23 protein-coding genes are annotated in these 22,713 nt (G+C 32.3%); 13 read left to right on the top strand and 10 right to left on the bottom strand.

Features of this window, described 5'->3' with window-relative positions:
• Positions 1 to 244: 244 nt before the first annotated feature.
• Positions 245 to 985: a DUF6882 domain-containing protein gene (locus ACFO3N_RS20005; RefSeq protein WP_379800682.1), complete on the bottom strand. Its 741-nt coding sequence runs from the start codon at positions 983 to 985 to the stop codon at positions 245 to 247.
• A gap of 54 nt (positions 986 to 1,039) precedes the next feature.
• The gene (locus tag ACFO3N_RS20000; RefSeq protein WP_095930836.1) at positions 1,040 to 1,270 is read right to left on the bottom strand and encodes a DUF4287 domain-containing protein; all 231 of its coding nucleotides are present in this window, start codon (positions 1,268 to 1,270) and stop codon (positions 1,040 to 1,042) included.
• Positions 1,271 to 1,899: 629 nt separating this feature from the next.
• On the opposite strand from ACFO3N_RS20000, the gene ACFO3N_RS19995 reads away from it, so the two are divergent.
• From ACFO3N_RS19995 to ACFO3N_RS19955, 9 genes are all read left to right on the top strand, one after another.
• A complete protein-coding gene (locus ACFO3N_RS19995; protein ID WP_379800681.1) occupies positions 1,900 to 3,138 on the top strand; it encodes a hypothetical protein in 1,239 nt (412 codons plus the stop codon).
• A 9-nt stretch (positions 3,139 to 3,147) separates the two neighbouring features.
• Complete coding sequence (locus ACFO3N_RS19990; RefSeq protein ID WP_379800680.1) at positions 3,148 to 3,729, top strand: hypothetical protein; 582 nt, start codon at positions 3,148 to 3,150, stop codon at positions 3,727 to 3,729.
• 987 nt (positions 3,730 to 4,716) lie between these two features.
• On the top strand, positions 4,717 to 5,505 hold the full coding sequence (locus ACFO3N_RS19985; protein WP_379800679.1) for a hypothetical protein: 789 nt from the start codon (positions 4,717 to 4,719) through the stop codon (positions 5,503 to 5,505).
• 4 nt (positions 5,506 to 5,509) lie between these two features.
• Positions 5,510 to 5,908: a hypothetical protein gene (locus ACFO3N_RS19980; RefSeq protein WP_379800678.1), complete on the top strand. Its 399-nt coding sequence runs from the start codon at positions 5,510 to 5,512 to the stop codon at positions 5,906 to 5,908.
• Between the two features lie 189 nt (positions 5,909 to 6,097).
• The gene (locus ACFO3N_RS19975; protein ID WP_379800677.1) at positions 6,098 to 6,559 is read left to right on the top strand and encodes a hypothetical protein; all 462 of its coding nucleotides are present in this window, start codon (positions 6,098 to 6,100) and stop codon (positions 6,557 to 6,559) included.
• A 37-nt stretch (positions 6,560 to 6,596) separates the two neighbouring features.
• Positions 6,597 to 6,995 carry a hypothetical protein gene (locus tag ACFO3N_RS19970; protein WP_379800676.1) on the top strand — a complete coding sequence of 133 codons (399 nt, stop codon included), beginning with the start codon at positions 6,597 to 6,599 and terminating at the stop codon, positions 6,993 to 6,995.
• A gap of 137 nt (positions 6,996 to 7,132) precedes the next feature.
• Positions 7,133 to 7,552 (top strand): helix-turn-helix domain-containing protein, encoded by a 420-nt coding sequence (locus ACFO3N_RS19965; RefSeq protein WP_379800675.1) that lies wholly within the window; start codon positions 7,133 to 7,135, stop codon positions 7,550 to 7,552.
• 315 nt (positions 7,553 to 7,867) lie between these two features.
• A complete protein-coding gene (locus tag ACFO3N_RS19960; RefSeq protein ID WP_379800674.1) occupies positions 7,868 to 9,238 on the top strand; it encodes a hypothetical protein in 1,371 nt (456 codons plus the stop codon).
• Between the two features lie 11 nt (positions 9,239 to 9,249).
• Complete coding sequence (locus tag ACFO3N_RS19955) at positions 9,250 to 9,921, top strand: hypothetical protein (protein WP_379800673.1); 672 nt, start codon at positions 9,250 to 9,252, stop codon at positions 9,919 to 9,921.
• A gap of 186 nt (positions 9,922 to 10,107) precedes the next feature.
• Here the strand turns inward: ACFO3N_RS19955 and ACFO3N_RS19950 are convergent, their stop codons facing one another.
• On the bottom strand, positions 10,108 to 11,835 hold the full coding sequence (locus ACFO3N_RS19950) for a M14 family metallopeptidase (RefSeq protein WP_379800671.1): 1,728 nt from the start codon (positions 11,833 to 11,835) through the stop codon (positions 10,108 to 10,110).
• Between the two features lie 294 nt (positions 11,836 to 12,129).
• On the opposite strand from ACFO3N_RS19950, the gene ACFO3N_RS19945 reads away from it, so the two are divergent.
• Together ACFO3N_RS19945 and ACFO3N_RS19940 are read left to right on the top strand one after the other, a co-directional pair.
• Complete coding sequence (locus ACFO3N_RS19945; protein ID WP_379800670.1) at positions 12,130 to 13,494, top strand: DEAD/DEAH box helicase; 1,365 nt, start codon at positions 12,130 to 12,132, stop codon at positions 13,492 to 13,494.
• A 200-nt stretch (positions 13,495 to 13,694) separates the two neighbouring features.
• Positions 13,695 to 14,138: a hypothetical protein gene (locus ACFO3N_RS19940; protein WP_095927830.1), complete on the top strand. Its 444-nt coding sequence runs from the start codon at positions 13,695 to 13,697 to the stop codon at positions 14,136 to 14,138.
• A gap of 277 nt (positions 14,139 to 14,415) precedes the next feature.
• Here the strand turns inward: ACFO3N_RS19940 and ACFO3N_RS19935 are convergent, their stop codons facing one another.
• The 5 genes from ACFO3N_RS19935 to ACFO3N_RS19915 form a co-directional block, all read right to left on the bottom strand.
• Entirely contained in the window at positions 14,416 to 14,994 is a 579-nt protein-coding gene (locus ACFO3N_RS19935) for a PhnA domain-containing protein (protein ID WP_379800669.1), read from the bottom strand.
• A 70-nt stretch (positions 14,995 to 15,064) separates the two neighbouring features.
• Positions 15,065 to 15,937 carry an alpha/beta hydrolase gene (locus ACFO3N_RS19930; RefSeq protein ID WP_379800668.1) on the bottom strand — a complete coding sequence of 291 codons (873 nt, stop codon included), beginning with the start codon at positions 15,935 to 15,937 and terminating at the stop codon, positions 15,065 to 15,067.
• A 2-nt stretch (positions 15,938 to 15,939) separates the two neighbouring features.
• Positions 15,940 to 16,398, bottom strand: coding sequence for a pantetheine-phosphate adenylyltransferase (coaD, locus tag ACFO3N_RS19925; RefSeq protein ID WP_379800667.1), 459 nt, complete (start codon positions 16,396 to 16,398; stop codon positions 15,940 to 15,942).
• Positions 16,399 to 16,533: 135 nt separating this feature from the next.
• Complete coding sequence (locus tag ACFO3N_RS19920) at positions 16,534 to 17,226, bottom strand: DUF421 domain-containing protein (RefSeq protein ID WP_379800666.1); 693 nt, start codon at positions 17,224 to 17,226, stop codon at positions 16,534 to 16,536.
• Positions 17,227 to 17,372: 146 nt separating this feature from the next.
• Entirely contained in the window at positions 17,373 to 18,344 is a 972-nt protein-coding gene (locus ACFO3N_RS19915) for a D-alanine--D-alanine ligase (protein WP_379800665.1), read from the bottom strand.
• Between the two features lie 449 nt (positions 18,345 to 18,793).
• Here ACFO3N_RS19915 and ACFO3N_RS19910 point away from each other — a divergent pair, with 449 nt between their 5' ends.
• Together ACFO3N_RS19910 and ACFO3N_RS19905 are read left to right on the top strand one after the other, a co-directional pair.
• Entirely contained in the window at positions 18,794 to 19,414 is a 621-nt protein-coding gene (locus ACFO3N_RS19910; protein ID WP_095927824.1) for a PASTA domain-containing protein, read from the top strand.
• Positions 19,404 to 20,447, top strand: coding sequence for an RluA family pseudouridine synthase (locus tag ACFO3N_RS19905; protein ID WP_095927823.1), 1,044 nt, complete (start codon positions 19,404 to 19,406; stop codon positions 20,445 to 20,447). The genes ACFO3N_RS19910 and ACFO3N_RS19905 overlap by 11 nt, the downstream gene beginning before the upstream one ends.
• A gap of 220 nt (positions 20,448 to 20,667) precedes the next feature.
• On the opposite strand, the gene ACFO3N_RS19900 is transcribed toward ACFO3N_RS19905, so the two are convergent.
• Both ACFO3N_RS19900 and ACFO3N_RS19895 read right to left on the bottom strand, forming a co-directional pair.
• Positions 20,668 to 21,282, bottom strand: a complete 615-nt coding sequence (locus ACFO3N_RS19900; protein ID WP_379800664.1) for a 3-keto-alpha-glucoside-1,2-lyase-like domain-containing protein — start codon at positions 21,280 to 21,282, stop codon at positions 20,668 to 20,670.
• 175 nt (positions 21,283 to 21,457) lie between these two features.
• Entirely contained in the window at positions 21,458 to 22,681 is a 1,224-nt protein-coding gene (locus ACFO3N_RS19895; protein ID WP_379800663.1) for an ATP-binding cassette domain-containing protein, read from the bottom strand.
• Positions 22,682 to 22,713: the final 32 nt, after the last annotated feature.

Raw genomic sequence — 22,713 nt, 5'->3', positions numbered from 1 at the left:
ATGCAAATGAATAATGTTTAACAACTACTAATTCTACACACTCAAGTTTGAATTCATAGCTGTGCTTGACTTTTCTTTCCATAAAAATGCCCCCAAATAGCGTCTAACTTTTTGGGGGCAGTGCATTCATTGGGTCTTTTTTTATTGCTGCCGGGCTTTTGCTTCCGCCGCGGCGGATTGGCTCTATCCCTCACGCGGGCAATTGTTTTCAAAAGATCTTTTTACGTTTTAATTATTTATAAGCTTAAGAATTACCATTTAAAGCTGTTAAAAGATTATTTTCGTTAAAAACGGCATTAATGATATTTCCGTCTTTTTCTGCTTTAACTTCATTTCCGTTTGGAGTCAATTCAAAACCTTTTTGAGAAAGATAATTGGTAAAAGCATTTTTATGATTCTGAATTTCAAAAGTCGAAATCAATTCTGGGAAAACAGTCAGAATTCTAGACAATTCCTCACTTTCAGAGTTGTCAATTGCATCATCTTTTATCGTAACCACCATTGTTCCTTGACCGTAATTTCCAAGATAATAGCCGCTCAAATTAAACATTTCAGTGGCAATCATTCCTATTAAATGCAAATCGTTTTGTACAGCATCAAATTTTCCAACGCTTAATAATTCTATATTATTTTCTTCACCATATTGCTTTAATAAAAGCGCCTGTTGCATAACAGATTCTGCGTAACCGCCCGCTTTATTTTCCCAAAGCCATAGCCAAGTTTCTGACGAATGCGAAAAAGAGCCCAAAACCTGCATTGGAAAAGTAAGATCATCTCCAAAAGTAATTTCTTCCTTGTTCATGTCAACATTCCAAGAAAGTTCACCAGTTACGCTGTAAAGATTTCTTTGCTTTTCTAAAGCTAAAGCTCCATATTTTTCTAAAAAATCATTTTCGGAGGTAAAATGTTTAGCAACATTTAGCTGATTTGTATTTGATTCTGTATTTTCTTCTTTCTTTTTAAAAAGATTATTAAATAGTCCCATTTTTTATGGCTTGTATAATTATAAAATTGAAATTCTTGATTTTCTAGTTAAGTTTTATTCACTATCCTCATTTTTAATGCCTTTTAGGAGAGCATAAATAGCCATTGCATGCCCTTGTCCTAAAGCAAAATCATTTTTAAGCCAGTTAACAATATCTCCGGCTTTTACTTCTGCTTTTAATTCTCCGTTTGAAGTAAATCCTTTTTGTTCAGCGAGAGTTCTAAACTCAGCTGGACCATTTCCTGTTTTTTCTTTAATCGTTTTTAGATATCCTTGAAATGACATAAAATAGAATTTAAATAGTTAAGCAAGACGAATGTACAAATTAAAGTAAGATTAGTATTCGCTTTTCAAAATTTCTTTAGCTCAACTTTGTCAAACAAATGGTGTTTAGAACTTTTTTATCACTTATAAGTATATAGATATTCAGTTCTAACTGTTAAGGGGCTATATTTTGTACTGGAGCGCACATTTGTAATAGTTTTTTTCTCTAAAAGATTTTTGTCATTTATCACATAATCATATTTAATATGATTAAGTAAAAAAAGAATGAAAAGGTTGCGCTTAATCCTCTTTAGATTGGCGTTTTATAATGCTTTTAATTTCTTAAAAAGCTATTGAATAATACAAAAAAAAGCTTTAGAACAACGGTATTTTTTGACTTGAGTAAAAAATGTCTTATTCTGTTATTTTTTAGTCTTTATCTGGTAATATCTTGAAATTATTAAGAATATTTTTGATAAATACTAACTTTTAAATTGTTTTATTTATGAATCTATTAGAAAAAAATGAGCTTATTATGCCGCGAGTGAAATTTGTCAATTGCAGGAAAATAAGAAAATGATATAGCTTAAAGTGCTAATATCAAAATTTGAAAAATAAATTTATTTTAACTACTAACCACCCAATGTAATATGTACAAGTTTATTAAGTATTCCGTTTTTACCTTTACTGCACTTTTTCTTTTGTCGTGCCAAAATGATGAGCTAGAAAATAAACAGGAAAATGCAAAAGTTGCTAAGACTAATTTAGAATTAGCGAAATTTTCAAATCTTAACATTGCCCAAAATGTTGAAGCTGATTTTGAAAAGGTCAATGAAATTGAAAAAGACAATTTTAAAATTTCAGAGTTTTCAGCCAAAGAAAAAGTTGTAAACACTTTTGAATCTAATGTTCTGCAAAGCCAATTAAAGTATCAAGGTGTTACAATTGAAAATGAAGGCAAATCGCAATCGTATTTTTTAGAAGTTTATACGCTTGCAAAAAGTGTTGCTTATCCTCAGACTATAACAAAGCTAAAGGGGTTTACAGGGGGACTGAATGTGTATTCCTTTAATGGAGAAAATTTAGGCTCGGTTGTAGTTAGGAACGGTGAAGCGAAAAATATTTCTGAAAAAGAAGATTTGGATGTTTTAACAAAAGCAATAAATTTGTTTTATGTTCCGTCGGAAATTACAAGTAAGATACCTTTGTGTGACGCAACATATACACAAACTGTATGGCTAACTCAAGACGTTTGGCGAATAATTAGTAACGGTCCGAAGATTTTAGAGGTTATCTATGTCGGCGAAAAGGTTACAAAAAGTACTAATATCTTACCTTACCCTTGTGATGGTTCAGGAGATGTAGAAGCTATAAAGTTACAGCGAATGGCACATTATTCACACTATAGTGAAAATGGGCAATATCTGGGAGAAAGTTCTACATTGGGCTTACCGCCTAGTTGCGAAAGCTTTAATTTTACTTCTAAAAAAGGGGCTAATTGGCAAGAAGCTGTGGTCAAAAATATTTATTTTAGAATTATTGTACTTGATAATAAAGGAGCAAGAGTTAATCACGTTGTTGATTTTCCTCAGGGGGTTCTTTTCGGTATGGCAATAAATTTCAATAAAGGAAATGTGGATGTCACTCCTGGTGTAGCAGCAACTGTTTCTGCAATAGTTCTTAATAAAGTTATGAATGATATGGATGCTAAGTATGCTAGGACAGAAGTGTCTGATTTAATTTTGCGTACCGAGTTTCAAAGTAGATTGATTAAAGAGTATAGGGAGTATACTAATGGTGGCACTGTTAATTTTAATACTGGATCATCACTTCCAGCGACGAATTACAAAACAAATCCAAGTAGAACTGGCAAATGCGATGAAAATTAAAATTAAAATATGTTAGAAGAGGTTTTGTTAAAGCAAGTAAATCTTTATTATCCAGCGGGTATTTGCCCTTGGAATGATAGAGTAAAATATATGCAAAGTATCGAGTATAAGAGACTTACGTCATTAATTGATTATTTTAATGATGAAACAAATTTAGATATTCGGGTAAGTATAAAGAATGAGTTTGAAAATGACCAAATATTAAAAGACTTTGAAGATTTTTCAAGATTGGATTCTAATCAGGATAGGTGTTATACCTTCTATTTAAATGTTTTTGAAGATGGCGAACTATATTTGATTTCTCTGCAAATTAGTATTTTAATGCCATACTATGTGATTAGAAAGAGCTGGCATCCTGCTGAACCTTTTTTTACAAAATCGAGAGTAGAAGAATTAGGGCGAGAAAAAAAAGACACAAGGAAAATTGATGAATTGATTATTGATGTTGAAACGATTGTTGAGAAGAAACTTTTGTATGAAAAATTTCCCCCATCACTTATGAATCACGTAATAGTTGATTCTAGTTTCGGCGACATTTATCTAGGTAATTTTACTATGTTTAATGCATTTTTTAATAATATTAATATATGAAAACAATAACTAAATATTATCTAATCTTTTTTGTAATCTGTCTCATTATTACTGCTTATTTTTTCGTGAGCAATGAATATTTTTATACGATTTCCTATTATGACACTTACTATCATATAAGTTATTTTTATTTTAGTTCATTGTTTTTCCTAATCGGTAGTTTGGTCTTTTTAACTATATCAATTCGTAAGAGAAAATACAGGAAATAACAAATAAAAAAAACCTCGAAAATTGCTTTCGAGGTTTTTTTATTTTAGCTTAAGCTTGCTTAAATTTGTGAACAAGGCGGTACGCTGAGAAATATCAATTGTGCCACCGTTAAATTTGCGGGTCACTCGCTGGATGCTCAGGACATTGTTATAGTCAATATTAATCTTGTTCGTTTGCGAGTACCAGGTGTAATTTACACTCCAGATATTGTCGCTGGCATATTATTTTCTCTTCCAAATTATATTATTACAACAGCTAACGCACCTAACACAAATAGAACATGTCAATAAATTTAAAAGTTGCAAGATTCATCGCAATGTTTTCTTTTCTATTAATCTTCGGAGTTCAAGAGAATGGTTTTCCAACTATTGTTCTGCTGCTGATTTATTTCTACCAATTTTGGCACGACCTTTTTAATAGCATAAGTTTTGGGATATTGTGGGAAGGGTTATCAATTATTCCTTTATTTTTTCTGCTTATTTTGTTTTTAATCAGTAGGAATTATAAAGTTCTTTTGGGCTGTTTTGTAGTGTTGTTGTTTTATCAAGTTTACGTTACAGGATTAGTGAATAATTACCGGAACATACACATTGCTTTTTTACTCCCTTTAACCCTGTTTTTAATATCATCGGTTTACGTCATAACAGTAGTGAAAAAACAAAAACCAGATATCAAAATGTCTTAATTTTTTTGCTAGCATGAGCGTTTTGATGTGAATCTTTGTTGTCACAAGATTGAGACGCTTGCACTAGCAAGGGGAACTCAAAAACATTTAATATGAAAATATATATTCTATCTATATTTTATTTCTTTTTTGTGAGTAAGATATTCTCTCAGAAAAAAGACACGCTTTATTTTGGCATAGATAAATATTACACCATTTCGCCCACCATTAATCCAGATTTAGAAAACGAAACGTATCCAGAGTGGATTAAAACGACAAATGAATATATGAAGCGGACAAAAACCAATGGCTACATATTTTTTATTGGCGATATTTACTTAACCAAAAATTTAAAACCCAAAAAAGTTCTTTCAATTAAAAAATATATTGAAAATAGAAAGTTTTATTTTGACGGAAAGCATAACCAAATTGTAGACGAAAAAAAGGTCAAGGATTCTCTGATTGATAAATATGTTATTTATTTTGTAAATGGAAATGAATTTATTAAACCTCTACAATTAAACTATGTTTCTTATTATCCTAGACGTGATAAAGACAGGAATGTAATTGAAAATAAAATAAAAGATACACTTTATTTCAAATTGGATAATGAATACATTTACCAATCAACAACTGATCCTAAATGGTATCTAATTAAAGGCAGTAATGGGAACCAACATATATTTTTTCAAAAGGAAGGGATAGATAGAGGCTTAACAATAAACAAATTGATTGATTTGAAAGAATTTGTTCAATCGCAAAGATTTTGTAGCAAATACAAAAAACAAAAATTGAATAAAACTGCTTTAGCAGATTTCCTTAGCAATTATGTTGTTTATTTTGTTAAAGTAGATGAAAATGAATTTATTAAAGTAAATGCTGGAGAGGTTGTTTATGATTAATATTTTGAAAACTCTTATCTTTTTATTATTAGCTACATTTTTAACATCTGCAAAAGCACAAGAAATGGTAAAAGACACATTATTCTTTTCTTATGATAGCGAATATATTATTAACCATAAAGAAATCCCAAATCATTTTTACATAGAAGATGGTAGTGGTATTAATGTCGGGGACTTTTACTTTATTGGAGTTCAAAAAATAAATAATTATAAAACTAAAGCAAAAGAAATTAGCCTTAAAGAATATATTAGGTCGTCTAAATTCTATGATGAAAAAAGATGGTTAAAATTAAAAGATTATGATCTTTCGACTTATCTTAAAAAATATGTTATTTTTTTAGTCAAAACTGAAGACGGTAAAAAAAGCTATATTCAAGTAGAATCAAGTTTTGAAATTGAATAAAATTTTTCAGTTTATATCAATTTAAGTTAGCTCAAGAACCACCAATTGATGCGTTTTACGAGGATCTTGCGTGGGGAGGATTGAGGGATGGAAGGGTAAAAGCTTGGAATGAATTATCAGCTGAAAAAAAAGCATCTATAGATGCAATGTATAATAATGTGGCTAAGAAGCTAACACAAGTTCGCCTTTGTGATAATAAATAATATCAAACTTAATTTGATTTTAATGATGATGTCGAAATTTAAAAGCTTTGTTTTTATAGGATGCACACTAGTAATGCATTTATTTTTTTTAAATAATGTACAAGCGCAGCAAAAAGTAAAAAAAGACACGTTGTATTTTAAAATAGATAATTCTTATCTGTTTGAAAACAAGAATATTCCAAAAACTTTTTTTATTGAAGATGGAAATGGACATACCGAATTTTGTTTTCAAGTAGCTGAAATTTTATTTGATTTAAAACCTATACAAGTCTTGGATTTAAAATATTTTATAAGGAATTCAAAATTCTTTATAAATCAAGGAAAAATAGCATTAGATATAAAAGGACTGGTCGATTTTATGAAAAACTATAAAATTATTTTAATAAGAGAAAGTGATAAAAAGACCGAATATATTAAAGTAAATGTTTCAATTATGATTTTTGGATAAATATTTAGGATAAAGCTTGAAATTTGGAAAACAAATTATGAAAATATTCATTTTATTAGTGACTTTTGTTCTTGGAATAAATTCTCAAGCTCAGGAAAAAGTAAAAGACACACTTTTCTTTTCTTATGATAGTCAATACATTAATACGCATACCGAAATTCCAAATCATTTTTACATAGAAGATGGTAGTGGTGCTACTGTAGGAGGATTTTACTTTACTGGAGTTCAGAAGATGAAGAATTACAAGACTAAAAAAAGAGAAATTAATCTTAAAGAATATATTAGGTCGTCTAAATTCTATGACGAAAATAGAAGATTAAAATTAAGAGATTATGAACTTTGGGATTACCTAAAAAATTACGTTATTTTTTTAGTCAAAACTGAAAATGGTAAAAAAAGTTACTTACAAGTAGAAGCAAGTTTTGAAATTGAATAAAATTTATTTCAATTTAAGTTCGCTCAATTAAGCATTAAAAAGAAGGCTCAGCATCTTAGAATCTCAGAAACTTAAAACTTATTTAATTTCATGTCTCAAAAATCGTACTTTTGTTTAATAAGCAATACATTACAATTATGAGCGCATTTACAAAACCAAGCCATATAGGAAGAAAAATTAGCCGTATTCGTGAACTTCGTGACATGAAGCAAGAAGCTTTGGCTCAGGCTTTAGGAACAAACCAGCAGGCGATTTCTGCTTTAGAAAATAGTGAAACGATAGATGAAGAAAAGCTAAAACAGATTGCAAAAGCTTTGGGCGTAAGTGTTGAAGCGCTGAAAAACTTTTCAGAAGAAGCAGCAATTAATTTTTTTAATAATTTCTATGATAATAGTGGAAGTCATGGTACTAATTTCGGAACCAATAATATCTGTAATTTTAATCCACTAGATAAGTTAGTTGAAGCTTACGAAGAAAATAAAAAGCTTTACGAACGTTTGGTTCAAGCTGAAAAAGATAAAGTGGAGTATTTAGGAAAAATATTGAAGGATAAATAAGTTTTTTGTTCTTTATTGAGTTTAAAAAAGCCTAATAAAATTGTTTTTTATTAGGCTTTTTAATAGGGTTTATTGTAGCTGGCGCAAGCGTCTCGCTCGTGCTCTTTTAGTTTTGACTTAGATTTCGTTCACGAACGGGACGCTCGCGCAAGCGGGGGCTTATTTTGCGTCAAGCAGTTGGCGATTTCGGTGTTTTTGGGCTTTTTGGAACACGCGTATGGTTTAATCCCGCCAGTTAGCAAAAATGATTTTAAGTCGACCTATAAATTAAAATAAATCTTACATTAGCAAAACCAAAAATATAGTTTGATAGTTATGGATTACTTTGACGAACAAAACTCAAAATTTTACGATTTCCTTAATGAAACATTTAAGATTAATAAGGAACGAAATTGGGATAACATCGCTAAACAAATTACTAAGGAAAAGATTGTTCGAACATATCGATATTTTTCAAAGCTATATCCGCTAAATTTTAATTATACAGAGGAATTGGTAAAATCAAATACCGATTTTACGAACATTCATTACAGCACCCTAAAAGGCAGTAAAATAATTGATGAGGTTGTTAGGTTTTCCCTTTACTCAGATAAAATAATAGTTTTTCATCCTCTTCAAAATCCATCAGTGACCAGTCACGCTTACGACCCAACAAAAAATCCAAAATTGTGGTTACCTGATTTTTTAGAGTCTTTATATTTTTATACGGTTCTACAAAAGTGGGTAAGAGCAGGTATAGTAAAATTAATTGTTAATCCTTGTGAATATAATTTAAAACTTCGGGGCGAAATTGATATTCTTACTAAAAAAAGATTTTCAGAAGCAGTTAAAGCCGATATTACAAAAGATAGAATTTTTCAAAAGGAAATTCTACAAGATTTAGCCACCCAATTTGCGGATATTTTTCACAATAAAAATAGAGAGCAAATAATTGAAAACCTTTTAGTGATAGAACAGCCTTCATTTAGCATTCAGGAAGCTGAAGATTTTGCTGATAGAATTATAGAAATAATGCCTAAAGCTAATCCTCTTTATAAGAACTTAAGTAGCGATTTAAAAGGGAGGCAAACAATAAATCCTACAAAAGGCGGTGGTTCATTAGATTCTCTTCTTTATGTTGCTGATAAAACAGGAGGTAATTTATACACTCCATCTGAAACTAATTGGAATATAATTAAAAGTTTTGGAGTAAATGATTTTTGGGTTAAAACGAACAAACTGTATTCGGACATTCCTCTGCCTTTTTTAAACAATGTCGATACTAATTTTGCTCTTGAGTTGAAAAAGGAGAATAGATTGGCAGGTGTTCGGCAAGAATTAAAAAAGATTTATAAAGAGCTTGATAGTACTACAATAGATAATTTCAACCCTCAAAAATTGAAATTTATACAGGAGGGTTTTATGGAAGAGATAAATAAAGCAGAATCAGAATGGAAATTAATAAGAAAACAAGCTGAGACGTCTAGGGCGCAATGGTTAGGAGCAAATTTAGCTGTACCTATTGTGACAAATCATATTTCACTATTACCCTTAGTAATCGGTTCGGCTGCTTGGTTTTATAAAAATGAAGTTGACGTTAAAGAAAAGCTTAAAAATTATCGACAAAAATCTCCAGTTTCAGTTTTTGTAGATTTAAAAAATCAAAGACAATCTTATTTTACAGAACTTAAAAATTGTATATTTTAAAAAAAAACGGAATGACACATACAGACAAATGTAGATTAGATGTTTTAAATTATTCTTTGGCACTTGAAACAACAGCAAGTTATACCTTAGGATTTATATTTGATAGAGAAGATTTTCAAAATACAAAAAGCTTCGGTAATACATCTAACTGTTTATCATTTAACCAAAAAATGCTTTTGCTGCTTGATTATGGGGCAATTGAAAAGGATGATAAAACTATAATGAATGATGTGATGAGCATTCGAAATCAATTTCTACATAACGCTAACTGCCTAACTTATCAAGATGCTTTTAATTCATTAGATGGTTTGCAGAATAGATTTGTGAAATTGTTTAGTAATAATTTTGTAGATGATTCTGATATAGAAAAAAATCTAGAAAAAAGTGTTGCAGATGCCTTTGAATACTGTAAGAATGTTTTTATGTTCATAACACTTAAAGGAGGAATAAAAGATAAGTTAATGATGAAAGCGGAAAGAGACACTTACAAATTAAGTTTCGAGAAAATATGCATTCTTGGCATCTTTAAAATGGATGAATTTAGAAATCAAATAATCAATGATGAATTCCAATTTAGTAGCAAAGATATTCTCTTAGAAAAATTTGATTCTTTAATTCTAGATGTATTCAGAATTAAAGAAGAAGATATAGAAGAAGCCAAAAATAATGTAAAATTATTTTAAATGTAGTTTAATAGCTAAAAGAAAAACCTCGTTCCTCGAAATGACAAACGTTGCGCAACAAAACTTTGAGCAAGAATTTTGACAAAGTTTTACACTTCTAGCTTTGCGTTCTTATCGCAAGCCCAACCCAATCAAAATCAAAAAAATCTTAGCGCACTTTGCGTTAAAAAAACAGGCAAAAAAAATCTACAAAACACGATAAACAGGATACTGCATATGCGCCTTTTCATAATAAACAGAATGCTTATAAATCCAATCCAATTGCGCTTGGGCGTTTTTAGCAAACTCGCGGTCGTTTTGTTTTTTGGTTTCTAATTCTGCTTTAAGAGACGGATTTTCTTTTAAAAGCAGTCCTGCAGTATCTTCAAAAATATATTCTGAGTAATGTTCTTTTTGCTGTAAAATAGCATCAAAGAAATTCCAATTAAAGAACGAATCTACGCCTTCTGGTTCAAAAGCTTCTACGAGATATTTTACGCCTTTTTGGTTTGTTGGAATGATGTAATCTCCTTTGGCGAAAGCCATTTTAACCATTTTAGAAGTTACGGTTGTGTTTCTGTGCAAATAATGTCCTTCATAAGCAGACGGAACGGTTTTAAAATCGGCAATTCTGTAGCTTTCGACTTCTATAATCGTATCGTTTTTAATTGGTATAAACGAGATATTGTTGTTTTTCAAAAGATCAATAATATTCCAATATCCTCTCGGAACAATATAAGCCGTTGGAATCACGACTTCTTTAACCGATTTAAATTCTTTAATGTACGGAACGTCTTTTTTGTACGGTTTGCTTCTGTCGTAATACAAACGATTTCCTGTTGTAGCGTCGCTTTTTTTGTAACCCGCTTCATATCCTAAAAACGAAAAAGTGGTCGCTTTTGTACTGTCCAATTCCCATTTTAAAGTGTATGATTTTTTAGGCTGATATTGTTCTAAATTCTTTACTCTTAAATCTTTTATTTTCTGATAATTCGCGTCGGTAAAATCCATAGTCGATTTCATGTATTCGTAGGTCATTTTTACACGTTCGGCATATTTTTTAAGCATGTGTGTTTCTACCACAAAACCAATCGTATTAAACAATGAAGTATAACCCGTTGTATATCGAGGACTATCTACAAACTGTCCGAAACCTTTGTCTGGCGTATCTTTAAACGAATCGACATAAGGCGTAGTTTCGATTTTCTTTTTCTGAAGATCTTTTACCAAAGCCGGCATCATTTCGTTATTCATAAAATCACCCAAAACGGTTCCCAGTTTGTTGTGCTGCGTCATAATATACGTCAATTTGTATTGATAATCAGAACCATTGCTTACGTGATTATCGATAAAAACATCGGCGTTTATTTTCTGAAAAATCTCTACAAAACTCTTTGTATTTCGCGTATCCGATTTCATTAAATCACGATTCAAATCGTAATTTCTTGCATTTCCTCTAAAACCATAAATCTCAGGTCCGTCTTGGTTGGCGCGCGTTGTCGAATTTCGGTTTAAAGCCCCGCCAATATTATAAACTGGAATGGTAACCAAAACCGTGTTTTTAGGCGCTTTCATTTTTCCTGTTGCCAAATCTCTGAAGAATTGCATTGTTGCATCGATTCCGTCTGGTTCTCCAGCATGGATTCCGTTATTTACAAATAGAACAGCTTTGGTTTTCTGGATTTTATCAAAATCAAATTCTTTGTCAGGATTGAAGGTAATCATGTGTAAAGGTTCACCAGAATCCGTTAGTCCCATTTCTTTCATTTGAATAGTCGGAAAATCGGCAGCGAGCATCTTCCAATAAGCAATAGTTTCTTGATACGAAGCAGATTGATTTCCGTTTCCTTTCTCAAAAAAAGTATCGTATTTTTTATTGTTTTGAGCAGTAATGGTTATAGTGAGAAGTGAAAAGAGAAATGTAAAAAGTTTCATGTTTTTGGGTTTAATAGGAATCAAATATATAGTTTTTTGTTTCAGATTTCAAGTTTCAAGTTGACAAGCTTTGCGTTTATTGGTTTCACGCAGATTTTGCAGATTTGAGCAGATTAAAAAAAGATTTTTAAAAATAATAAAAACAAAAATCTGCCTTAATCTGCAAAATCTGCGTGAAATAGTTTTTTTACGATTTCTGCATAAACTTGACTCAAGACTGAAAACTGTAACTGCGACTGTAAACTGAACACTAAAAACTGTAAACTGCCCACTATTTTTCTCTACTTTTGCAAAATGAATAAAAAACACCATTCCAACGATATACTTTCGAATTTAGGGATTAAAAGCCTAAACGAAATGCAGGAAATGGCACATGATGCTATTTTAAACGAAAACAATACTTTATTACTTTCTCCAACAGGATCTGGAAAAACATTGGCTTTCCTACTTCCGATATTGGAATTGTTGCAGCCAGAAGTGTTGTCTGTTCAATGTTTGATTTTGGTTCCGTCACGCGAATTGGGACTTCAAATTGAACAGGTTTGGAAAAAAATGGGAACGCAGTACAAAGTCAATATTTGTTATGGCGGGCATTCAATCGAAACAGAAATCAAGAATTTAAGCAATCCGCCAGCAGTATTAATTGGAACGCCTGGAAGAATCTCCGATCATATTGAAAGAGAAACTTTTAGAACAGATAAAATTCAGACTTTAATTTTGGATGAATTTGATAAATCGCTTCAATTAGGCTTTCACGAACAGATGTCTTTTATCATTGGACGATTATCGAAGGTCAACAAAAGAGTTTTGGTTTCGGCGACCTCAGATATTGAAATTCCGAAATATACGCGAGTTGTAAATCCGGTTGTTTTGGATTTTATTCCAGAGGAAGAAGAGAAAACCAATCTTTCGATGAAAATGGTGATTTCGCCAGCAAAAGATAAACTGCAAAGTTTATTCAATTTGATTTGTTCTTTAAAATCAGAATCGGCAATTATTTTCTGCAATCATCGTGATGCTGCAGAACGCATTAGCGATACTTTAAACGGAAAAGGAATCTATTCGGTGTATTATCATGGCGGAATGGATCAGGAAGAGCGTGAGCGTGCCTTAATTCAGTTTAGAAACGGAAGTGTTACGTATTTGGTTACAACCGATTTGGCAGCAAGAGGTTTGGATATTCCAGAAATGAAACATGTTATTCATTATCATCTGCCTTTAAAAGAAGACGAGTTTACACACCGTAACGGACGTACAGCGCGTATGCAGGCAACAGGAACGGCGTATGTAATTATTCACGAAAGTGAAAAACAATTAGACTACATTGATTACGAAATGGAGGTTTTGGATGTTGAAGGTAAAGTTTCGCTTCCGAATCCGCCTCAATTTCAGACTATTTATATCAGCGGCGGTAAAAAGACAAAACTGAATAAATTTGATATTGTTGGATTCTTTTCGCAAAAGGGAAAACTAGAAAAAGACGATTTAGGTTTGATTGAAGTAAAAGATTTTGTTTCGTTTGCAGCGGTAAAATATAATAAAGTAAAAGATCTTCTGAAGAATATTAAGGATGAAAAAATGAAAGGGAAGAAGTTTAAAATAGAAGTCGCTCGTAATGTCATCAAGAAAGAAGAAGAGGAGAAGAGAGGGAAGTATTGATTTCTGATTTCTGATTTTAGATTTTGGATTTTGGAATTTGGATTTTGGAATTTACAATATTTATTTTATTGTATTTCAATAGTTTAGGATTGCTTGGCTAAGTTTTACAATTTTATGTTAAAAAAATAACGAATTGATAGGTGTTTTTTCAATATTTCTGTGTTTTTTTGTGTTCGTAAAATTGTAACCCCAAATACTATATGAAAAAGATTATTACTCTTGCCGCATTGTTTTTTACTTTTATTTCGTTTGCACAGGTTAAGGTTCTAGAAACGGTTCCTGTAGAAAAATTAGGAAAAGTAAATAACAACTACATTCAGAAAATTGGTGACGAATACACTGTGTATTACACTATTGTTCAAAGTGATGACGATTCGACTTTGAGAAAATTTTCATTTAAGAACATCGATAATGCTTATAACGCTTTATACAACATTATCATGGGCGGATTTACAGCTTCTCCGTTGTACGATATCAAATTAGAGTTACCTAACAACTACATTTGGTTGCACTACACAGGAAACGTGGTTCCAGACAAAGCTACAGTTCAGTTTATGGTTTCTGGTAAAGAAAGAGACGCAGCAACAAACAACGTTTCTGAGCCATTCGTAAAAGATCAGATCAATAAATTATTCCAAAAATAATTTTCGATTAAAACAATATACTTAAAAAGCCCGTTCAGTTTTATGAACGGGCTTTTTTTGTTTCAGGTTTTAAGTTGATATACTTTGTCTTTGATTTAACCGCAAAGTACGCAAAGTTTTTTTCTAATTTTAAGCTTTATAAAAGCGCAAAGTTCGCAAAGCTTTGTGAATAAAACTTTGCGAACTTTGCGTAAATCATTGTGTGCTTTGCGGTTAAATAGTTAGTATTCTAAAAAAAACTTAGAATCTTAGCATCTCAGAACCTTAGCAACTTTATTTAAATCTTCTTCACATACTGTGTAATAATCACAATCTGCTGTCCGTCTACTTTTCCTTCAATGTATTCGGCGTTTTCGTGGTCTAAACGGATGTTTCTAACAGCAGTTCCTTGTTTGGCAACCATGCTAGAACCTTTTACCTTAAGATCTTTAATTAAAACTACAGAATCTCCGTGTTGTAGTACCACACCGTTGCTGTCGCGGTGGACTAGTTTATTTTCGTCATCTTCGCCTTCTCCTGTTGCTTTTGCCCATTCTAGTGTATCTTCATCTAGGTACATCATATCTAGTAATTCTTGTGGCCATCCTGCAGCACGCATGCGGCTTAACATTCTCCAAGCTACAACTTGTACTGGAATATTTTCGTTCCACATACTGTCGTTCAGGCATCTCCAGTGATTTAAATCTACGTTGTCTGGATTTTCAATTTGGTCAATACAAGTGTTACAGGCTAATACAGCTTCATCAACTCCACCTTTTTTAGTTGGCAGGACTTGATAAACTTTTAAATTCTCTTCAGCACCACAAAGCTCACATTTAGATCCGCTTCGTTTGCTTAATTCTCTTTCGATGCTCATTATTTATTGTTTGTTTTAAAAATGCGAAATTACTTATAATTGATAAGCATTGCAAATTTAATGATTAGAACTATTTTTGATTTAAATCTAGTTTAAGGTTTTTGATCCAGCTAATAATTTCAGCCAAGGCTTTTTGGTCCATGTGATATAAATCATTGTATTTTTTTGTTTCTTTCCAGTCATCATTGCCTTTTATTAAGAAGTGATTTAACCCATCGATTATTCTAATATCAATGTTTTTATTATTCACTGAGCGTAAAAGATCGGCAGTTTTTTCACTTTCTAAGAAACTGTCATTTGAACCTACTAGGAATAATAAGGGGATATTTATGTTTTCAAATACAGTTTTGGCACTTACTTTTTTAATGCTATTAAAAGGGAATTGTGATTTAGTAAATCTTCCATATTTTTCAAATGGAGTTGACATCAGTACAATAAAATCTAAATTCAGACCTTTTTGATAATTATCGATAGTTGCAATTCCTCCCAAACTGTGTCCCAAAATTCCAATACTTTTTTGAGATAAATAGCTTGCTTTTTTAATATTAGTATAAGCATAATATAGATCACGTATTATTTGATCTACACTAAAATTAATATTTCCTTCTGATTCTCCAACTCCACGATCATCAAATCGGTAAACAGCAATATTGTTTTTTAATATTTCTTCTGCTAAAACGTAATGCGAATTTTTTGTATTCTTTCCACTACCAGGAACAATTATAATAATCTTCGAATATTCTGTTTTTGGAGATATTAAAGTACCGCTTAATTTTTCATTATTTTCGGAATCAACAAAATCAATTTTGTCAAAATTGTATTGACTAGGATTTTCTATTTCTTTCTCAAAATCCTTATCTTTTTGTGCTAGTAATTTGTTTGATGAAATTATCAGAAAAAATACATGCGTAATAATGCAAAAAAGAATTTGTTTCTTATTCATAGTTATTTTTTCACTCTAACTGCTTCTGGAACCAGCATTTCATATTCGCCACCATGACGCAATACATCGCGCACAATGCTCGAACTGATAAATGAGGTACTTGCGGCTGTCAATAAGAAAACGGTTTCTATTTTAGACAGTTTTCTGTTGGTATGTGCAATGGCTTTTTCAAATTCGAAATCGGCTGGGTTGCGAAGACCTCTTAGAATGAAATTGGCTTTTTCTTTTTTAGCGAGATCAATCGTTAATCCTTCATAAGTAATAACAGAAACTTTTGGTTCGTCTTTGAAAGTTTCTTCAATAAAGCGTTTTCTTTCTTCTAACGAAAACATGTATTTTTTTTCGGCATTGACACCAATGGCAATTATAATTTCATCAAATAAAGGAATAGCTCTTTTGATGATATCTTCGTGTCCTAATGTAATGGGGTCAAACGATCCTGGAAATATGGCTTTTCGCATTTCTTTCTTTTTTAAGGTTCAAAGCTGCAAAGGCACAAAGGCTCAAAGTTTTAAAAAAAATTACTGAAGCTTTGTTTCTTTGAGTTTAAAATTTTTATAGTTTGGAATTTGGTATTTTATTTTTGGAATTTAAATCTACGTTATTCTCTTGTTATTGATTGAAGGAACCCATTCGTCTTTATTGCAGTCTTTACAAGTTGAAGTTCCTTTGTTTAATTTTTCAGTATTACCACAAAAAGAGCAGGAATATATTCCATCTTCTGGTATAATTCTATTTTTTTTCTCAAAAAGCAAAGGCAGAATCGGCAATCCGTATCCAACATCTTTGTCTTCGTAATAAAAGACGCTTATCTCGCCACTTGTTTCTATAAAAGCATGTTTTACTTGCCCCAAATGTTCGATCGATTTGATGCGTAATTCAGCAAAAAATTCATCTTGTGCCAAAGTTTCTTTTTTAAAACTTGATATAGAAAATTTCCCATCATTAATTAAACATTCGGTTTTACCTTCTATAAACTCTTCGAATTTTTTACTTTTTCCAGTAAGCCATGTCACAGAACGGTACAAAATAATAATGACCAAAAAGACAATTGCTGCCGGAACGATTCCGACATCTTCATAAAACATAGGATCGCCAGCAGCAGAACCTAATGCAATAACAATTACGGTTTCGAAAATTGATAATTGTTTAACACCTCGTTTACCAGCCAGTTTAAGCGTTAACAGTAAAATGGTGAACATTACTGTCGAACGAAATATTACTTCCAAAAGAAAAACTTCTGGCAATTCGTTAAAAAATAGTCTATTCCATTCGAAGATTTCTTTCATTTTTTTAAGGTGCTAAGGTTCTGAGATTCTAAGAGGCTAAGGTTTTTAGGTTCAAAGATTCATAGTTAAAAGGCTTCGACTTCGCTCAGCCTGACAATGCGAAAAAATAAGGTGCTAAAATCTTAGCACCTTAGTATCTTAACATCTTATTTCAAAGCTAGTTCGATTGCGTTTGTGAATAAATCTTCCAGAGAAATTCCGGCTGCTTTTGCTTGCTGCGGAATTAGACTTTCTGTTGTTAAACCAGGAATAGTATTCATTTCAAGCATATGAGGCTCGTCGTTTACGATAATGAATTCGCTTCTAGAGAAACCTTTCATTTTTAAAACTTCATAGGCACGTTTTGCTGTTTCGCCAACTTTTCTAGTCATTTCGTCAGAGATTCTCGCTGGCGTGATTTCCTGCGATTTTCCTTCGTATTTTGCTTCGTAATCGAAGAAATCATTGTCTGATACAATTTCTGTAATTGGCAATACTTTAATTTCTCCTTGATAGTTAATTACGCCAACAGAAACTTCAGTTCCGTCAAGGAAACTTTCGATAATGATTTCGTTGTCCTCTTTATACGCAACTTCAATCGCAATTGGCAATTCAGCTTCAGTTTTTACTTTTGAGATTCCGAAACTTGAACCTGCTTTGTTTGGTTTTACGAAACAAGGAAGCCCAACTTTTTTAACGATTTCTGCAGTATTGATTTCGTCTCCTTTGTTCAAATAATAAGAAACTGCAGTTTTAATTCCGTATGGTTTTAAAACTGATAATAAATCTCTTTTATTGAATGTTAGTGCCGATTGATAATAATCGCAAGAAGATTGTGGCAGACCGATTAATTCGAAATAGGCTTGCATTAATCCGTCTTCGCCTGGAGTTCCGTGAATGGCATTAAAAACACAGTCAAAAGTAATTTTCTCGCCGTTTACGGTAACTGAAAAATCATTTCTATCGATTGGGAATTCGGCATCATTTTGATCAACATAAACCCATTTTTCTTTGAAAATGTGAATACGGAATCCGTTGTATTTTGTTTTGTCAAGATATTGATACACGACATTCCCGCTGATTAATGATATTTTGTATTCGCTGGAATAGCCGCCCATGATGATGGCAATGTTTTTCATTGTATATTTTTATTTTTTAATTGTTTCAAGTTTAATGTTTCAAGTTTTTGCCACAATCTAAGCTATAGCGAAAAGATGGAGCAGGTGAACTAATTTTTCTTAAATGTTTTTTTATTCGTTTTGATTGTCAGACTGAGCGAAGTCGAAGTTCCGCGTGCTAAATCACTTTGTGTGACTTCGACTTCGCTCAGTCTGACAAAAAGAAAACGTTCTTATGAAACCGAGTGTCCTAGCCCTGATAGAAGCGGCATCTCCCGATTTAGAAAAACAAGGCTTTTTAGCCGTAGTTTTTGTTTATCGGGAATACAGCGGATAGCAGGAAATGGCTCCTGAAAATTATCCTTCGACTTCGCTCAGGATGACAATCATGCGAGTTTCTTGTTTTAAACAAAATTATCATTTTTTTTGAAACGAAATACTTTATCTTTGTCGCTATTAAAAATAAATTTATGAGTTTACGTCAGTATTTAACAAGCCGAGTTTTTTTCTTGCAATTGCTTGCGGCCGCAGCTATAATTGCGGTTATTGGTTATTTATTTATGCATTGGTTAACTTTTACAACAGATCACGGTCACGAAATTGCAGTGCCGAATTTGTCTAAACTAACTGAAGAGCAAGTTGAAAATAAATTGGATGAACTGGATTTAGATTATGTTCTTTTGGACAGTGTTGATTACAGAAGTGAATACCCAAAATATAGCGTTGTAGAGCAAGATCCACTGCCTGGAACGATGGTAAAAGTGGGTAGAAAAATTTATATTAAGATTAATGCATCTGGTTTTTCTTCTGTGAAAATTCCAGATTTAATCGAAAAAACATATCGTGAAGCTGTTCCAACGTTGAAAGCGTTAGGTCTTGAGCCAGGAACGATTACGTATATTCCGAATCTTGGAAAAGATATGGTTTTGGAAATGCGTTTAAAAGGAAGAAACTTAAAAGTAGGAGATCGCGTTTTGAAAGCGTCTAAAATCGATTTGGTTTTAGGAGACGGAAAAGCAAGTTATGTAGATGAAAGTCAGGCAACAGATAGTACTGCAGCGCCTGTAGAAACCCCAAGTGATGAACAATAATATTGAAGAAAATTTAGATCTGGAAGACGAATTATTTGAGCACTACAGATTTGAAGTCCCAAAAGGTCAAGCGTTTTTGCGTATTGACAAATATTTAATGTATTTGATTCCGAATGCCACACGAAATAAAATTCAGAATGCGGCAACTAATGGAAACATTTTTGTGAATGAGATTCCAGTAAAATCAAATTACAAAGTAAAACCTTTTGATGTGATAACGGTTATGTTGTCGCATCCTCCGTTTGAAAATCATATTCTTCCTGAAGATATTCCGCTGAATATTGTGTATGAAGACGATGCTCTTTTATTGATTAATAAAGAGCCTGGAATGGTTGTGCACCCTGGTCACGGAAATTATACCGGAACGTTGGTTAATGCTTTGGCGCATCATTTTGATAATTTGCCAATGAATAGCAGTGAACGCCCAGGTTTGGTTCATAGAATTGATAAAGATACGTCTGGTCTTTTGGTTGTAGCTAAAACAGAAGCAGCAATGACGCATTTAGCAAAACAATTTGAGGCTAAAACTACCGAACGTGAGTATATCGCTTTAGTTTGGGGGAATGTTGCGGCCGAGAGCGGTACAATTGAAGGAAATCTAGCGAGACATTTAAAAGACCGTATGCAAATGGCGGTTTTTGATGATCCAGAAATTGGAAAACCTGCTATTACGCATTATAAAGTTTTGGAGCGTTTTGGTTATGTAACTCTTATTTCTTGTAAATTAGAAACAGGTAGAACGCACCAGATTCGTGCACATATGAAACACATCGGTCATCCGTTGTTTAATGATGAGCGTTACGGTGGGCATTTGATTTTGAAAGGAACGACTTTTACAAAATACAAACAGTTTATTGAGAATTGTTTTAAAGCTTTACCACGTCAGGCGCTGCATGCAAAAACGCTTGGATTTGTTCATCCAAATACGGGAGAATTAATGCGCTTTGATACAGAATTGCCTCAGGATTTTCAGGATTGTATTGAGAAATGGCGTGTTTATGTGAAGTCGCATAATACGGAAGATGAGAATTAGTTCTTTAGAAAATAGAGAATAGATTATAGAATATAGAAAAAGCTCCATAAAAAATAGGAGCTTTTTTTTGTTTTAACGCAATTTATTATTGTTCTAATATTCTGTAGAGGCGCACTGCAGTGCGTCTAACGTATTGTGGATATTCGTTGCGGAGACGCACTGCAGTGCGCCTCTACGGATATGCTTTGTGTAATGGCATATATTGCTTCTGGTAATTAAATTATTGTAGAGATTTAATTCTTAAATTGGTTATTTTAACTTCTCCGTTGGTTATGAAACCTAGTTTTCCTTTTTGGTTTAGGTTGTTTTTTTCGAGTGAACATTCTAAAGTTGTTTTATCGTCTATAGAAAAGAATAATTGGTTGTTTAAAACTTTAATTTTTACAGCATACCACTTGTTGTTTTCTAGTTTCATTGGTTTTTTGAATAAGGTTTTCCCACCTCGTTTTCCATATGAATCGTCTTTTTTATCATAGACCCCGTCGCCAATTACTATGTTTTGATCAATTTGGTATAAGTAAGTTCTAATGTATTTTCCTTTATCCAAATTGAGCATGATTTCGAATAATGATGAATTTGTCATGTTGACTTTAAAATCAATTTCATAATTTTTAGGAAGCTGTTTTTTTGAAACCAAAACTCCCCAAGGCGAAAGAGAACCGTTTCCTGTAAGGGTATCATTTTTTAAAACCCATTCTTTAGAATCGATTTTCCAATTTGATTTTAGTTTTTTTGAATCCTGTAAAATGTATTCTTTTTTAGAAGTCGATATCGTGCTTGAACACGAACTTAAAATCAGTAAAAAAATAAATGTAATGCTTATTTGCTTTATCATAATTTGGTATTGTTGCGGTATTGCGTAGGGGGCATTGCTGTACGTCTAACGTATTGTGGATATTCGTTGCGGAGACGCACTGCATGGCATCTCTACAGATATGCTTTGCGTTCTGTCGGTAAATTTTCTAATTGACCTATTATCTAATTAACTCATTTTAATTCAATTCTGATTGCTATTTTATTTTTCCGGTTGATCCCGTTTCTGATGGTAAAAGTTCGAAAACAGAAGTAGGAGCAAGGCCTTGTTCGATTCGGTGTGAAACATAAAGTATAGAAACATTGGTTTCTTGTTTTATGGTGTTGATGAGCTGAATTACCAAATCTACATTTTCGTCGTCTAAACCTTCTACAGGTTCGTCTAAAATTAATAATGGCGGATGTTTTAAAACGGCGCGAACAATTAATGCCACACGCTGCTGCCCGATAGAAAGATCTATAAAACGTTTTTTTCTTAAATGCGTCATTTCAATCACTTCGAGCCATTGCGTTACAATATTTTTCTGATGTGTTGTAGGTTCTGTATACAATCCGATTTGGTCAAAGAATCCCGATAATATCATCTGTTCCACCGTATGACCCTTCTGAAACAGATCCATCATAGCAGTAGTGTAAATCCCGATTTGTTTTTTAATATCCCAAACACTTTCGCCAGTTCCTTTTTTTCTTCCAAATAAGAATAAATTTTGTCCAAATCCTTTCGGGTTGTCTCCTGTAATCAAAGATAAGATAGTGCTTTTTCCAGAACCATTTGGACCAATTAACTGCCAGAATTCGCCTTGTTTGATTGTCCATGAAATGTTGTCTAGAATCTTTCTTTCGTCATAACTCACCGAAACATTTTCAAGTCTGATTAGTTCATCTTCTGGAAAAGTATGAGTTTCTGTTGCTTTAGGAATTGCAGTTGTATTTAATGTTTTGAAATGATTTTCGGTTTTTTTGAATGGATACAATTCGAATGTATTGTCTTTAATTTGAGCTTTATTGGGCACAAATTCAAGTACATCAACAGTACGATTTAAAAGCTGAATAATTGCAATATCGTTGGTTAGATCTTTTAATGAATCGGCTAAAATTACTCTTGAAGCCTGATCCAAATGATCAAAAGGATTATCGAAAATAATGTAATCTGGCTTTTGATTGATGCAGTATTTTAAAAACTCTTTTTTACGTTCGCCAGACGAAAAAGTGCGAAGTTGTCTGTGCGAATCTGGAGAGGCTTCTACGCTGTCATATTGAAATTCTTTTTCGATGAATTTTTCGATAGCAATATCAGAAAACAGTATTCCTTTTTGATGATTAAAAACGGCTAATTCGCCCGTTGCTTCGCCATTTAATATATTGTCTATTAATTTCTTTTTATTTACCTGATTTGATAAAAGTATATCCCAGTGTTGCATTGTAATTTTTATTTGTATTATTTTTTTTGCCA

It is taken from the genome of Flavobacterium chungangensis, from assembly GCF_042654045.1.
Classification (GTDB): domain Bacteria; phylum Bacteroidota; class Bacteroidia; order Flavobacteriales; family Flavobacteriaceae; genus Flavobacterium; species Flavobacterium chungangensis.
Note: the sequence above shows the minus strand (reverse complement) of the source record. Positions and strands in the feature narration are given on the sequence as shown.

Coding starts and splice junctions, on each gene's coding strand:
- ACFO3N_RS20005 (WP_379800682.1), bottom strand. CDS start 985: ATGGGACTATTTAATAATCTTTTTAAAAAGAAAGAAGAAAATACAGAA.
- ACFO3N_RS20000 (WP_095930836.1), bottom strand. CDS start 1,270: ATGTCATTTCAAGGATATCTAAAAACGATTAAAGAAAAAACAGGAAAT.
- ACFO3N_RS19995 (WP_379800681.1), top strand. CDS start 1,900: ATGTACAAGTTTATTAAGTATTCCGTTTTTACCTTTACTGCACTTTTT.
- ACFO3N_RS19990 (WP_379800680.1), top strand. CDS start 3,148: ATGTTAGAAGAGGTTTTGTTAAAGCAAGTAAATCTTTATTATCCAGCG.
- ACFO3N_RS19985 (WP_379800679.1), top strand. CDS start 4,717: ATGAAAATATATATTCTATCTATATTTTATTTCTTTTTTGTGAGTAAG.
- ACFO3N_RS19970 (WP_379800676.1), top strand. CDS start 6,597: ATGAAAATATTCATTTTATTAGTGACTTTTGTTCTTGGAATAAATTCT.
- ACFO3N_RS19965 (WP_379800675.1), top strand. CDS start 7,133: ATGAGCGCATTTACAAAACCAAGCCATATAGGAAGAAAAATTAGCCGT.
- ACFO3N_RS19960 (WP_379800674.1), top strand. CDS start 7,868: ATGGATTACTTTGACGAACAAAACTCAAAATTTTACGATTTCCTTAAT.
- ACFO3N_RS19955 (WP_379800673.1), top strand. CDS start 9,250: ATGACACATACAGACAAATGTAGATTAGATGTTTTAAATTATTCTTTG.
- ACFO3N_RS19950 (WP_379800671.1), bottom strand. CDS start 11,835: ATGAAACTTTTTACATTTCTCTTTTCACTTCTCACTATAACCATTACT.
- ACFO3N_RS19945 (WP_379800670.1), top strand. CDS start 12,130: ATGAATAAAAAACACCATTCCAACGATATACTTTCGAATTTAGGGATT.
- ACFO3N_RS19940 (WP_095927830.1), top strand. CDS start 13,695: ATGAAAAAGATTATTACTCTTGCCGCATTGTTTTTTACTTTTATTTCG.
- ACFO3N_RS19935 (WP_379800669.1), bottom strand. CDS start 14,994: ATGAGCATCGAAAGAGAATTAAGCAAACGAAGCGGATCTAAATGTGAG.
- ACFO3N_RS19930 (WP_379800668.1), bottom strand. CDS start 15,937: ATGAATAAGAAACAAATTCTTTTTTGCATTATTACGCATGTATTTTTT.
- coaD (WP_379800667.1), bottom strand. CDS start 16,398: ATGCGAAAAGCCATATTTCCAGGATCGTTTGACCCCATTACATTAGGA.
- ACFO3N_RS19920 (WP_379800666.1), bottom strand. CDS start 17,226: ATGAAAGAAATCTTCGAATGGAATAGACTATTTTTTAACGAATTGCCA.
- ACFO3N_RS19915 (WP_379800665.1), bottom strand. CDS start 18,344: ATGAAAAACATTGCCATCATCATGGGCGGCTATTCCAGCGAATACAAA.
- ACFO3N_RS19910 (WP_095927824.1), top strand. CDS start 18,794: ATGAGTTTACGTCAGTATTTAACAAGCCGAGTTTTTTTCTTGCAATTG.
- ACFO3N_RS19905 (WP_095927823.1), top strand. CDS start 19,404: ATGAACAATAATATTGAAGAAAATTTAGATCTGGAAGACGAATTATTT.
- ACFO3N_RS19900 (WP_379800664.1), bottom strand. CDS start 21,282: ATGATAAAGCAAATAAGCATTACATTTATTTTTTTACTGATTTTAAGT.
- ACFO3N_RS19895 (WP_379800663.1), bottom strand. CDS start 22,681: ATGCAACACTGGGATATACTTTTATCAAATCAGGTAAATAAAAAGAAA.